At 39.3% G+C, this 15747-nt stretch carries 1 protein-coding gene; it reads right to left on the bottom strand.

Translation table 11 applies throughout. The features are described 5' to 3' along the window. Nucleotides 1-75: 75 nt before the first annotated feature. Nucleotides 76-15738, bottom strand: coding sequence for an isopeptide-forming domain-containing fimbrial protein (locus VZL98_02910; GenBank protein WVH63922.1), 15663 nt, complete (start codon nucleotides 15736-15738; stop codon nucleotides 76-78). Nucleotides 15739-15747: the final 9 nt, after the last annotated feature.

The raw sequence follows: 15747 nt of genomic DNA, 5'->3' as shown, positions 1-15747 counted from the left end.
AATACCTTAGTAAGCAACTAAAAATCCCCGAGACGCAAATTTAATCGCATCTCGAGGATTTGATAAGGTCCTTACTTATTTATTTTTTCTTCTTTTAATATCCGCATAAGCAAGAACTGCTCCCGCCAATAGCATCGCCATATAATGTGAACCATAGCCAATTACTAATGTCGGTGGGTTTTTCCTACTGCTTCCGCTCGATCTTCCACTTCCGGTTCCAGCTCCAGGTTTTACCGGTTTCGGAGTCGGTTTTGGAGTCGGTTTTGGAGACGGTGTCGGATTCGGCTTTGGATCAGGTGTTGGATCAGGTTTTGGATCGGGCTTCGGATCGGGTTTCGGATCAGGAGCCTGAGTTTCTTTCTTTGTATTTGTAATGTCGTAGCCGTTATAGCTTACTTCGTAGCCTTCAGGTACGATTTCTTCTACTCTGTAGCTGTAGACTTTTCCTTCAGCATCTTTTACAAGTACATTTTCGAAAGCATATTTCCATCCGTCAGCAGCTTTGACTGTCACAGTCTGTACTGTCTTACCTGTTTCTTTGTCTATCAGTTTTACTGTTATGCTTTCAGGTCTGTCTGATTCCTTATCCTTTAACCAGGTCTTCTCTCCACTTATTTCAGTGTATTCAGGTTCTGGATCAGGGGTTGGTTCATCTTTCTTTGTATTTGTAATGTCATAGCCGTTGTAGCTTACTTCGTAGCCTTCAGGTACGATTTCTTCTACTCTGTAGCTGTAGACTTTTCCTTCGGCATCTTTTACAAGTACATTTTCAAAAGTATATTTCCATCCGTCAGTAGCTATGACTGTCACAGTCTGTACTGTCTTACCTGTTTCACTGTCTATCAGTTTTACTGTTATGCTTTCAGGTCTGTCTGATTCCTTATCCTTTAACCAGGTCTTTTGCCCTTCTATACTGGTGTATTCAGGTTCAGGATCAGGGGTTGTTTTGGTGTTCTTAACCGTTATTACTATCGGTTCTGTTGGGTTTTCAGAGTTTGGTACGCTAAATTCGTATTTTTTCTCTAAGTCTCCTGTATATCCTTCAGGTGCTTTGATTTCTATGAAGTAGTAGTCTCCTTCTTCTATGTCTCCGATTGTTATCAGTCCATTTTCATCGGTGATATAGGTTCCCAGTTTTTGATATTCCGGACTCTTATTATTTGTTTCATTTTCTTGTGTTTCTTCAGTGTTTTCTTGTTCCAGAATTTCTTGTTTCAGTTTTTCTATCAACTCTTTTGTTTCTGTGATTTCCTCTGTTTCAGTTTCGGTTTCTTCACTTGTTTCTATGGCGGTTATTTCGCCTTTTAGTTGATTTATTTGATCTAGGAGATTTGCTTTTTCTTCATCGTCTTTATCTGCCCTACTGTCTTCAGTATCTTGAGTTTCGCCTTCTTGAATGGTTTCATTTTCTTCCAGTTCTTCAGGGAGTTCTTTAAGTCTTTGTTCTAATTCCTGCAGCTGATTTTTCTTGGTTTCTAATTCTTCTGTTCTGTCTTTAGGTTCCTGAGCAGCTATTAGATTTTCAAGTTTTAGTTCTAGGCTTTCCAGTTCTGTTTTTAAGTTTGCCGGTTTGTCAACTTCAGCTTCAGTGTTGTCATTGTCTGTCCTTTGTGTTTGTCTTCCCCAAAGTTCAAATTCTGCTCCTTCAAGTACTGCTTTTGTTTTATCGTCTATTTTTTGTAGGACTACACCGAATTTCTGTACGGGGTAGTTTGTAAAGACGTATCCGTCTTTAGCATTACCTGCCATTATTGTTCTGAATCCTTCTAATGGTTTTTCTGTTACTGTGTATTCGATTATATTGTTGTTTGAGTCATATTTTGGTAGTCCATCGAATACTGCTGTTCCATTTCCTGTTATTTGTTTTTCTTCGCCTGTTTGATCCAGGATAAATACCGCTGTGTGGTTCTCAGGTTTATCACTTCCGCTTAGGTTTGCCCAGGTTTTGTGAACTGTTATGCTTGTCAGTTCAGGTTCCGGTTCTTCGTATGCTTTGTTGATTACTACCAGTGGTTCTATTTCAGTTACAGGTCTTCCGTTCTTATCTTTTATTACTAGGTTTCCGCCTGCTGTTACTTCTATATTCCACCACTGGTTGTCCAGTACATATCCTACAGGGGCTGTTGTTTCTCTTAGGGTATAGGTCTTTCCTATTTCAAGCCCTGTTATTTCTGCTTTTCCGTCATAGCCTGTTGTGAAGGTCTTTATCTCTTCGTCTTTGTTGTCGAATAGGGTAAAGACTGCTCCTTGAAGTATTTTGGATTCTGCATCTGTTTTTTGTATTATTAGGCTTACAGGGTCAGGATCCGGGGTTACTACTGGGTTGTTTTCGATTTTGAAGTCTTCTGTAGTATTTCCGTCTACTTTTATATTTCCTTCTCTATCTACTTCTATTTCCCAAACGGTTGTCAGTTTTTCATAGCCTTCAGGTGCTTTTATTTCTGTTAGGGTGTATTTACCGTATGGCAGGTTGCTGAAAGATACTTTTCCGTCTGCTCCACTTTCTGCTTTTTGACTGTATGCAGGATTGGTTATTCCTCTAAGTTCAAATTCCGCTCCTTCAAGTGCTGTAGTTGTTCCTGTTACTACCTTGTCAAATACGAGGTCTGCTCCTGTGGTTGGGGCGTTGTGGATTACAAATCCACATGCTCCTCCTCCGGTATATGCTGCTTCGTATCCGGCTACCGGTTGTTCTGATACTTTATAGGTGTATTTGTTTCCGTCTTTGTCTTCTCTTTCAAGTCCAGTAAATTCACCTTTCCAGTCCGGTCCTCTAAGTTCTAGGGTTTTTATGAAGCTGTCATCTTCGGTTCCGTTTATATCTCTTTTTAGCTCTATGGTTACGCTTTCGATGTCTGACGGTTTTTCTCCGCTCCATAGTTTTTGAACCGGTATTGCCATAGTCGGTGTGTCTTTTTTCTTGTTGACTATAGATACTGAACCGTCATCATTGGTTGTTAGTGTTCCTTCAAATCCGTCTACAGGGAGTTCTTCTACTCTATAGTTGTAGGATGTTCCCGTTTCATCATATTTTGGAAGGTCTGTGAAGTTTGCTTTCCAATTATTTGTTTTTGTAAGTTCTTTTACTGTGATTGTTTCATCGTTTCTGTATAGAACTACAAATACTTTTGTGATTTCTGACGGTATTTCACTATCTCCTATACTGCTTCCATCTGCATACTGCCATGTTTTTGTTACTGGTATGCTTGTTTTGTCTGTTCTCGGAACTACATTGGCTGTGTCTTCAATGTCCTTACTTGGGTCATTTCCGGTTGAGAGTTTTGCTGTGTTTGGAAGTTTTCCATCAATCAAGAAGCTGCTTAGATCTTTACTTGTGTCTATCTTTGTCTTGACTGTTACAGTTATGGTTGTTCCGGCATATCTATTGGCTTCAGCTGCTCCCAGAATTGCAAGTCTTACCCTTTGTCCTGTGGTGGTCAGTTTTGATGTCGCTTCTGATGTCAATTCATCGTCTTGTACGCCTGCTCTTGTTACTTTTACTGCTGCATCTCCTTGGATTAATAGGATGTCTTTAAATGTATCTTCCAATACTATTTTTGTGATGTCTTTTGTATTTTCAGGTACTTTTGCTTCCATTGTATAGGTCAGCTCATTTGTCAGGTTTTCAATCTTTATTTCGTCTGATCCGTTTACTTTTTTATCAAGTGTCGGTTCTTCGCTTGGAGGTATTACTTTTACGGAATCTTCGATTTCCGGTTCGTCGTTAAACTTCAAGCTTGCTTTGTTTGGAATGCTGTTTGCATTTAGATATGGCTTTAACTCTTCCGCCGTTATATCGTCCTTAACTTTTGCGGTAATGGTTAAGACCACTTCTTTTCCTGCCAAGGCTGCAAAGTTTTTATCCAGTACTAGGGTAATATCTCCACTTGCATTTGTTAAGCTTCCATATTCCGCTATTGTATCTGTTATATTTTCTCCGCCTACGGTTACGGTAACTTCGGTCGCTTCCAGGATATTCTCCAGTTTATCGTGTAGTACGATTTTGGTATATCCGCTGGTGTTCTCTGCGATCTTAGTTTTTACCGTATAGGTGTGAACCTCGTTAAGAGTTGTCAGTGCATATTCTTTGGCTCCGTTGACTTCTTTGGTGATTCCCGGTTCGTCTCCCTTAGGTGGTGTTACAGGTACATTTTCCGTTTCTTTATTGTTATTAGGATTGTCATCAATAGCTAATGTCGCTTTGTTTGGTATTGATCCTTCCGGATTTGTATCTATTACATAGGCTGCAAGTTCTGCTGCTGTGACGCCTGCTTTGATTCTAGCTTCGATTTGTAGGTCTAGATTTGCATTCTTGTAGTTTTCTAAAGTTGCTTTTGGAATATTTAGTGTTACTTTATTTCCGTCCCTAGTTACTAATGCGTTTAGCTCTGTGTCTTCTACCCCGTTTGCTATTACCTTAGTACTTACCACTGTTAGTATGGTTTCTAGATTATCTTCCAGCACGAACTTAGTAAAGTTACTTATTCTTCCTGGAACTTTTACCTTCACGTGATATGTGAACAATTGGTCTAGATTTCCTATTTCCAAGCTTGCCTTACCATTTACATCTTTTGAAGGTTGTGGTGTATCTACCGGTGGTAATACTTTTACGGAATCTTCGATTTCCGGTTTGTCATTAAACTTCAAGCTCGCTTTGTTTGGAATGCTACCTACATTTAAATATGGTTGTAACTCTGCTGCTGCTATATCGTCCTTAACTTTTGCGGTAATGGTCAATACAACTTCTTTTCCTGCTAATGTCGCAAAGTTCTTATTTAAGGTTAGAGTGATATCGCCATTAGTATTTGTCAAGCCTCCATATTCCGCGATTGTATCCGTTACATCTGTTCCACCTATACTTACTTTAACTTCTGTAGCTTCTAGAATACTTTCTAACTTGTCTTTTATTACTATTGTTTCATATCCATTTGTGTTGTTTGCTATGGTTGTTTTTACTGTATAGGTATGAACCTCGTTTAGTGTTTGTAATGCATATTCTTTTGCACCATTGACTTCTTTGGTGATTCCCGGTTCCTCTCCCTTAGGTGGTGTTACAGGTACATTTTCCGTTTCTTTTGTGTGCTCCGGATTGTCGCCTACTATCAGTTTTGCTACGTTTGGAATTGCTCCTTCCGGATTTGTATCTGTTACATAGGCTGCAAGTTCCGCCGCTGTGACACCTGCTTTGATTCTAGCTTCGATAGTCAGCTCTATATTGGCGTTTTTGTAGTTTGCCAGACTTGCCATTGGTATTTCCAGCTTAACCAACTTGGTCGCAGGATCTACTGTGACGAGGCCGCTTAATTCTGCATTCTTAACGCCATTGACCCATACTCCGGTTGTCTGTACGTCTAAAATGTCTTCTAGATCGTCTTCCAGTACAAATTTTGTAAAGCTCACAATGCTCAACGGTACTCTTGTCTTTACATGATAGGTAAAGACTTGTTCTAAGTTGCCAAGGTTTAGTGAAGCCTTTCCGTCTACATCTTTCTCTACATCCGGTACTTCCGATGGGGTTTCGATGTTTCTAACGTTTACTTTACCTGTAGCATCTGTGGTGATTTCATTGGTGTAGCCTGCCGGGATTTCTTCTCTTACGAAGTATTTGATCTCAACTCCAGCTGCATCGTACTTCGGTAGGCCGGTAAATCTTCCCGTCCATCCTGTAGCTTTGGTCAAGTTCGCTACTTGTGCCGCATCGGCGAGTACCTTTCCTTCGGCTTCAGTTTGATCTGCTGCCGCTACGACATAGAGGGTAGCTGCATTGAGTTCTACTCCTTCCCATGTTTTTTCTACCGGGATATCTACTATCCCATCTAGGATCACCGGTACTTCTTCGGTTTCTTTTGACGTCTCCGGTTTCTCGTTTAGCATAATCGTTGCTTTGTTCGGAATGCTAAGGTCTGTATATCCTGTTAGGTCTGCATCTGACTTAATGTTTGCTTCGATACTTACCACTACTGTTTGACCTTTTTGCGCTTCCAATTCACTTGCATTTAGGCTAAAGCGTACGGTATTGGTCGTATCATCATAAGTCTTAGTTCCTCCTGTATAGTTAACTCCATCTACCTTTACTGTTATCTTATCCAAGCTAGTTTCCAATACGCTTTCCAATTTATCTGTCAAGCTTATATTCGTTATACCTGTTAGATTATTCGGTATATCGTAGCTTAGATGATAAGTGAAGCTTTCTGTTTTATCAGTTATGGTAGCCAAAAATGCACCGTTGACATCTTTTTGAGGTGTTGGGGTTTCTCCCGGCGGCACTACTTTGACTTCATTGGATATTTTTGGTACTCCATTAAAGGTCAATGTGGCTCTATTCGGTACCTCACTACTTACATATGCACTTAAATTTGCGTCTGCTTTAATATTTACAGGAATTTCTAAGGTAATTGTCTTTCCTGAAATGTTTGTAAAGTCAAATCCTCCAGACTTACTCAGTTCCAGTTTCACGGTCTGTCCTACTACACTTATATAGCTTACAAAGTCTGTTGTCTTGTTTTCGGTACCGACCAATACTTTTATTTCCCCTACTGCCGGTGCCTTTAGCACATCTTCCAGTGTATCTTCGATGGTGATGTTTTGATATCCGGATACATTTGCAGGTATTTCACTGCTTATCTGGTATCTGTAGCTTTCTGATTTTGTTCCAAGAGCTAGTAGATTTTTATCCGGATTGTCTCCTGCTGCATTTAATACTTCTTTCTTAACTGAAGGTCCTTCTCCCGGCGGGATTACTTTAACTTCGTTTGAATCCACTTCCGGTTTATCGTTAAAGGTCAGTTTTGCAGTATTTGGAATACCTCCGCTGTTTAGGAAGCTGCTGATATCGGCTCCTTCTTTTATCTTAGCTGTGATTACCAGGTTTACCAGTTTTCCTGCTAATTGACTGTAGTCGTAGTTTTCATCCAGTGCCAGTTTTACTTCTTGTTCTGTTACAACTACTTTATCTGTAAGTGCCTGATTCTTAACTCCTGCTACTTGGACTTCTGTTGCCACCGCTTCTAATACATTTTCTAAGGTGTCTGTAATTTCCAATTTAGTATATCCTTGAATATTTGTCGGTACTTGTACTTTGACATTGAATTTGAATTCTTGTTCTAAACTACCTAGGTTTAGACTCTCTTTTCCTTCCACGTCTTTCACGATTGGTGGCTGCTCTCCAGGAGGAGTTACAGTTACTTCGTTAGAAGTGGAGCTTAAGTTTCCGACATTTAATGTCGCTGTATTACCTACTATAGCATTAGGATGTGCAGCTAGGAATTCTGACGGAGTAACGTTAATTTTTGCATCAAATGTTAGGATTACGGTCTTACCTACTAGTGCTTGTACCTTATCCATTTGCGTGAATCTAAAGCTGATTAGGTTATTGGCTACATCGTGAGTGAATACTCCACCCTCTACGCTGTCTCCAAGATTGTAAACCGTCGGATCTCCTGTTCCATCGGTGTTCTGTATGGTCCCCTTAATATTGGAAGGTAATAAACTTCCATCAACTTGGTCTGTAAACGAAAATTCACTCCATCCATCTACCTTTGCAACAGGTACGCTTACTTTATACTCAAAGGTATCGGAAAACTCTGTAAGGTCAAGATGGTCTAGTTCATTTACTTTTTTATTAGGAGTAGGAATCTCGGATTGCGTATTGTCAACTGTTAATCCGGCGAAATTATCTCCCGCAGTGGTCTCTGCCACTCCATTAGCATCTACCGCTATTGTGAATACTCTAGGCGTTGTATTAAGCACATAGCCTTGTGGTGCAACTATTTCTACAAAGTAGTAGCTGCCCGGCTCCAGATTGTTTACATTGATAATGTCTTTACCTTCGCCGTTTTTAACCGTTGTATAAACTCCTAAACTCGCTCCACTAGGAGCTGTTCCTCTATACAGTTCAAAGCTTGCTGATGTTCCTGCCGGTAGGGCCTGTCCATCGGCTGTCTTTGTAAGTGTTGCTGCTCCTACCGGAACCTTAACTCTTACTTCTTCTATACTAACTTTCGGCTTATTGTTAATGGTTAAGTCTGCCTTATTAGGAATTCCGCTTGTCTTATATTCGGCCGGCAGATCTTCATACTTAAAGCCATCTTTCAGTTTAACGCTATACTTTATCACTATTTCTTTTTCAGAAAGTTTCAATAAATTTTCTGTCGTATCTACAGTTAAAGTGATTTTATTTCCGGTGGCAGTTGCTGCAATTCCAGGTTCTTCTATTCCATCTACAGTTGTCTTAATTACTCCGTCCAGTTTAAAGAAGCTGTCAATTTCATCTTCCACAACTAGATTTGTAAGGTTTACTGTCCAGAATGCAGGCACTGTTATGGTGAACTCTCGTGTATCTGAGAAGTTATCCATATGCCCTTTATCCACAACTTTCGTAATAGAAGGCATTTTCGGATTGGTTACTTCAAGTTTTATAACGTCTTCTGTTCTTGCTACAAACTCCATTGGTTGAATTTCAGAATATCCATTTGGAGCTTTTATCTCCACAAGTCTATACTGCCCTTCACCAAAACTGCCCAAAGCCACTTCTGTGTTAAAGTTATCAGAATTAATAACAATATTATCTTTGACAACTACCCAATTTAGACCGACTTGTTTCTCTAATCTAAATTCTGCTGTTTCTCCTGCCGGCCACTGATTTGTACCTTCCAACATTTTCTTTAAGCTAATAGGATATTGTTTTGGAAGTACTCTTGCCGTGGATTCTGATTTCTTTACATCATTTAGATATAGTTCTACGGTATTTGGTAGTTTTCCTTCTACTAAATAATCATCTAGGTTGGCATTGGCTTTTACTTTAGCTTGAATTCTAAGTTCTATTGTCTTTCCTGCATAGTTTGATAGATTTGTGCTATCCAGTGTTAATGTCACTAAATTATCTATAACTACTACGCTTATATTGGTATCTGCAAAACCATCCACTATTATAGCCGGATTTCCAACTATATCTAAAACTTCAGGTAATTGGTCTTTTAATTCAATTTTTCTTATACTTGCTACATTTAGTGGGACTTTTTCCGTCACTTGATATGTGAAGGTTTCTGTTATATTAGTCAGACTATATTCTTCTACCCCATTTACCTTCTTATCTACTGTCGGCTCAGTCGGTGGAGTTATAGTTACTTTGGCTTCTGTTCCAGGTTCTCCGTTGAACTCGATAACTACACTGTTTGGAACTTTTATAGCCTTAAACAAGCTTCCTTCTTGATATACATCAAGATCTGCCGAGCTTAATCCTTCTTTTATCTTTGCTGCAAATTCCATTACTACCTTTTTATCTGCCAGGCTTGTGTAGTCAAAATCGTCTACAAATCTTGCTGTTATTACAGCGTTTCCATTGGAATCTGTTGTATTTGTCAAATTATAGTCCGTGCCTTCTACCAATGGTTTTATGCTACCATCTGAGCTTACGACAGTAAGTTTCACTCCCCCACTAAGTTCCAGTACTTTTGCCATGGTGTCTTTAATGACTAGGGAATTATATCCCAGTACATTTGCAGGTACTGTTGCAGTCACTTTATAGTTAAATACTTCATCTGTTTCTTTTAAATCATAGTGTGCAGCATCATTTACTTTTTTATCTATTGCTGGTGGCGTTCCCGGTTCTCCCGGTACTAGATATGCCTTATTAGAAGTTGCCGGTTTATCGTTAATCTTTAATGTCGCTTCATTTGGAATACCTGCATTGTTTTCAGGCTCTGCTACAAAATCTCTTAGCTGTTTCAGTGTAACTCCATCTGCCACTTTTGCTTTGAAGCTAAGTTTAACAGTACGATTTGCAATTGCCTCAAAATCGCTGCTCATGGTAAAGGTAATTTTCTTCCCTTCTATAACCAGGTTAGTATCATTGCTTACTGTTCTACCATCTGCCGTTACACTGGCTGTTCCAGCAACTATTGCCAGCAAATCATGAACCGTATCTTCTATCACAAAGCTGGTCATACCTTCCACGCTTCCTACCGGTACTTCTACCGTGTACTCGAATTCCGTTGATAGACTTGGCAAGTTAAAGCTGTCCTCTCCGTTAATCTTCTTAACAGGTTTAGGAATCACAAGTTTTTTATCCGTTATTGTCAGTGTATATTTTACAAGCTCTGTTTCTGTTGCAGGTATCACTGTAAACTGCGGCGCTCCCACAACTACATTGTCAGTGTGTCCCTCCGATACATAGTTACTATATACCGTAGGCACGCCTTCCGAACTGACTATAATCGTATATTCCGTCTTATTCACTTGATATCCATCCGACGCTTTAATCTCTTTTAATTTATAGACTGTATCGGATATCATATTGTTCAGGTCAATTAAACCATTATCATCCGAAGTTTTAGTTATTACTATTGATTGACCGTTTTTGTCTACATAGCTTAGGTTAAACTGCGCACCTTTTAATGGAGCTGCAGGGTTAGAATCATCAACTTTTATTAAACTAAAGTTTTTGGAACTGTTTAATGTATTGGTGATTCGTACTGTTTCTCTTGTAGCCAGTTCTCCAAAGCTTGGATCTGATGCCACTGTATCATAGCTGGCAGTATACCCTTCAGGCGCTGTCTCTATGACATAGTAGTTATAGAGTTTGCCGTCATCGGTATAGCGATGTAGATTGATGTTCTCAAAGTGAATTGGAAGTAAACCAGTCCTTACAGTAGCATGTAGTCCACTATCTGTTAGTGCATTTTGGTTAAATTCTGCGTCAAGCGTATTAGCCACATCACCTTCATCCGGCTTTAACATACCTGTCTTAGGATCCAATTTATCAGGCCGACCGTTTACAATGGCCCTTTGTACTGTAAAGGTTAATTCTTCCGGTCGAAGATTATTCTTATTATTTTCATCGTCCCAAACTTTTGTTATGGGAACATATACCAGCTGCTTATTTACAATTCTTGCCGGGTTATCAACTGTCGGTGCCGCCCCGGAGTATACCACTTCTAAATCATCGGTAGCTTTGTTCACGCCGGAAATAATAACTCCGACTTTATTATTGCCAATATCTGCCCCAATATCCAGAATGTATAAATCATATTTGGACACAAAGTTCATTTTATGAAGATTTCCGTCACTATCCACATAGCCATTTGGATAGTATTTTTCATGGAATATATATTTCCCTTTCTCCAAACGCTGATCTATAGTGATCAAGCCATCAGCAGCTGTGGTATAATCCAATTTTATTCCCGCAGGAAGTTCAGGGCCGGATTCTATTAAATTACCTTCGCCGTCATACCGTTGGTATTGTCCCAATATAAATGTGGCATCTATTAATGGCACTTCTGCATTATCAATTTTGAAGTCTGCTATTTTTTTCAGCACTAAGCCATATTGTTCCACAGGTTTTACAGTGGCAGTGCTTTCTATGGTGATTTCTCCATTGACTTTTAAAATTCCTGTATTAACAAAGTTTCCTTCTGTTAATGTCAACTGGCTTATGGAGTTAAATTTACTATTAATCGCTGCAGGGAAGGTAAATCTTATGGTTTTACCCGCCAAGCTGTTAATAAGAGGTTCATTGTCTGTTTTCATCTCGACTACATATTGCTGAGTTGAGGTTGATTGGCTTACAGATGTACTGTCTCGAAGCAAGCCATAAGGACTTTGATCTGCTTCAGCTTCAAATCCACTTCCCTTACCTATTCCCACTTTAACATCTGCCGTATATGGTGGGGCTACATCTAAGCCTACAGGCAATGTATCGGCAAATGAGATGAGATGATATCCATTGACATTTGCAGGTATTTCAATATCCACTACAAAGTCAAAGGTTTCATTCCAGGTGGTCATATTGTAATGCTTATAGTCTCCACCTTCTGTTGTCATGGCTACATCTTTTTCTTTTGCCATCTTGTTAATACTAGGCAGCTCAGGTAATGGGTCGATGATATCACCCAAATCATTATTAGTTACGAGCTCCGTAAAGTCACCTTGCTCATCTCGAATATATACCTTCATGCCATCTGATTCATTCCGCACTTCGAAAAGAATAGGTTCTACGGGAACGTATCCCTCCGGAGCTTTTATCTCATTAAGCACATAGCGTCCCGTGTCTAAGTTTTTCATTTCAATTACACCATCCGAATTGGTAGTGTAGGTTCTATCCGGAAAGTCTCCATCCGAAACCTTAGACAGGATGAATGTAGCGCTTTGTCCCAAAGGCATATTCTCCGGGGCTCCGCTTTGAGTTGCCACTTTCTTCGTCAGTTTAAGATTTGTAAACTGAGTTTTAATATTCACCGTATTGGTTTCTATTCTATTTTCAGGTCTATCGTTTATGTTAATTATCGCTTTATTAGGCACAGTTAAATTCGAATGCACCTTTATAAAGGTTTCCGGAGTTAAGATAATTTTTGCTTGGAACTCAAAGATTAGATCTTTGTTCTCAATCTGTGCCATATTTCCGGATACTCTCTCTATGCGATAGTTTATCTTTCTGGAGCTATCAGTTGTGACAATGTTGAAAATTTCACTTTTATCCTCAGTTCCAACTAAAACCTTTGCAGTTCCCGGAATTATTTGCATAGCTGGATCAATAGTATCTGTAACTTCTAATACATTGATGTCTCCAACTCCTTTTACCGGCACTTTTATTTGGTATGTCACCGGCTCAAAGTGAGTAGGCAGCGTGTGCTCATCTAGCAGCTGATCTCCTGATTTTATTTTCTTTTCAGGTTCAGGTTTTAAATAGTTTAGGAATAGATAACCTGAGTTGTCCGTTCCTGTTTCATTATCAGGATCTATTAAAGGAAACTTATTCGGCACAAATCTAGGAGTTCCTGATGAGTCGATATTAACTAGTACCACTCCCGAATTGTAAATATAGTCTTTTGAAAAATCATTCTGTTTTTCATAAAGTCTATAGGTCAGCCCTTTCTTCACTCCCGTAAATTCTATTATGCCCAAGTCCATAGATGTAACTTCTTGTTTTTCTCCCTTGGGGTCTTCCAGGATAAAGGTCGTCCCTATAATTTCAGGATTTGAATCTCCTGAAGCTACCTTATTCCCATCACGTTTTATGATTCGGAAGCTTATTTCATCTAGAGTATTGGTGATATTAAATCCATTAATCACGGTACTGTAATTAGGAATTGTATCCTCTTCAATATAGTAGATATAAGGCAGCTTGCTAATAGGATCATATTTCAAAAGTTGAGGTTTCCCGTCCTCACTCTTGAACTCATATGTCCAAGGGGATAGCACTTCTTTTGTTTCAATAAGCTCCGGTTGACCATTGTCCCCAAGTTTTCTATATAGCTTAACTATAATGCTTTCCGGTCTTGTTCCATGGCTATTTTCATTGTCCACCCAAGTTTTTACTCCATTAAAAGTCAACAGCTCATTGTTATAGACTTTTTCATTATCTATATCAAAGCCATTTTCATTTCTAAATACAATAAACTTAGGTGCTCCTACACCATATACTATAACTTTAATTTTGCTATATATGGGCACCGTATTTGCCGGTGGCGTTTCTACCATCCAATATTCCCCAACGGGAATATTTTTAAAGACTACTTTACCTTCAAAATCAGATGTGGAAGCATATGGCCTTCCAGTAAACGGGTCAAGGACAGCATCTCCTACGGAACCGCTTTCATTAACTTTGAAAAGCTTAAAAGTCGCTCCACTCATTTTTTCAGTTCCTAAAAACTTTGTAAACTCAACATCCCTTAATATAGTGGGCTTAATACTTACAGTGGAGTATATTTTTGTTGTTACATATTCTAATGATACTGTATTTGGAATTGTTCCATCTTGTAGGACTACACCGGCCTCCAATAGATTGGTTCCCGGCTTGACTCTTACCGACACCTCTAGTCGTATGTCTTTGCCTTGGTAGTCCACAACATTTGCAGCCGGAAGTATAAATTGTACTCTATTGGGGTTATTCCAACCTCCTCCTGACAAAAAGTTCTTAGCCGTATCATATTCACTAGCAGGCCAATCTGGATCATTAGAATCTTTGGAAAATACCTTGACTTCCTGTATTTCAAAGTGAGTTGGAATATCGTCAATGACAGTATAATCCGTTTCCGTTGCAGAAACTGGAATTTTTGTATCAATGGCATATTTCCAAACTTCTCCTATGCCAATTTGGTAAGTTTCTGATGAATATTCAGGGCGATTATCGCCTTTTACTTTCTTTTCTATTGTCGGGTTTTCTGCCAATCTATTGTCTGTCACATATGGTTGTAATGGGTTTCCGGTAATCCCGGCATCTCCTCCCGTGGCTTCTATTCTAAATCCACCGGCGGGAATCATACCGTCTTGTTTTAAATAGCCGTTGGGAGCTGAAGTCTCCAGAAAATAATAATCTCCCGGCTGTAAATTTCCAACTTCCACAGCATTGGCTCCACTAATTGTAATAGCTTTAATAGGTATGTCGTCTGTTTCAGCAGGACTTGATATGGGATCTGCCGTTCCCTCAACTTTATATAGTGTAAACCCTGCAGTTAATCCGGCTGTTAAATCCACCGGGTTATCTCCATTTGTGTCTGATATTGTCTTTTTCAGGCTGACTTTCCCTCTAGTGAGCTGCACCACAACGGTATTGCTGTCCACCTTAGGTCCGTCATTCAGCTTTATGCTTGCCGTATTGGGTACCTTGCCATCTAGCTTGCTTTCAAAAACCTTGCTAATATCCGGGTTAACATATGATTGTATTTCAATGACAATGGTTTTTCCTGCAACTTGGTCGAACTCTCCGGTTTTAGTTACGGTCATGGTTCTTCCAACCATCTCGTACTGATAGCTAATTGGTGCTGTAGGCTCATTTTCTATAAATACTTTAAGGGTATTCGGCACCGGGAATAAAAGCTCATCCACGATATCTGAAATTTCCAGTTTAGAATATCCGGCTACGCTTCCAATGGGAACTTTAACCTGATAAGTTATTATCTCATCATTTTGCGGAAGTATATAAGGGGCATCATTTGTCGGTTGACTAAAATCACTTTGACTGGCTCCCTTTAGCCACTTTTCAATTGTAGGCGTGCTTGGCTTAATATTTTTTGCTGTTATTGCTCCATTAACTACACTTCCTATAGGACCTTCTACTGTTACAGCTCCGGTTGTACCAACTGTCAAAGTCCATGAATTTAAGGGATCTAAAATGTATCCCGAGGGAGCTTTTGACTCTGTTAAGGAATACTTATGTCCCGGTATTAACTGATCTGCCTTTATTTTTCCCGTTTCATCGGTTATTAAAGTACGCACGGGACTTGAAGTATTGGTATTGTCCTTAAGAGTAAACTCAGCCCCGGATAGTACAGTACCTGTATCAACACCATCTACCTTGGTAAGATCTACCGAAGAAAGGGGCACATATGCTTTCACCTCATTGGTAGTCAATTTAGGACGTCTATTTAATTGAACAGTTGATATATTCGGTATCTGTATTCGGTTAAAACCAGCATCATATTTACCTGCAAGATTTGCATCCTCTCTTATTTTTACAGAAAACTCTACATAGAGACTTTTACTCGCCATGGGTTCAAACAGCTGATCTGACCTTGAAGGTTCGGAAATGGTCACTGTTAAATCATTTGTTAATGAATCGTATGCTTTAGTAAAATTATCACCATTGACAACAACCTTTTCATCTGCATCGTTAATATAATAAACTGATAGATTGTCCAGATCAGATATTTCTATAGTTCCGTCCAATTTGTCACTTACTACTATAGTTTCGTATCCCGTAGTATCATTGGGCATTGCCATTTTGATTCTATAGCGATACACTTCGTCTCG

The organism is Peptoniphilaceae bacterium AMB_02 (genome assembly GCA_036321625.1).
GTDB lineage: Bacteria > Bacillota > Clostridia > Tissierellales > Peptoniphilaceae > Microaceticoccus > Microaceticoccus formicicus.
This window is presented reverse-complemented; position numbering and strand designations above follow the sequence as displayed.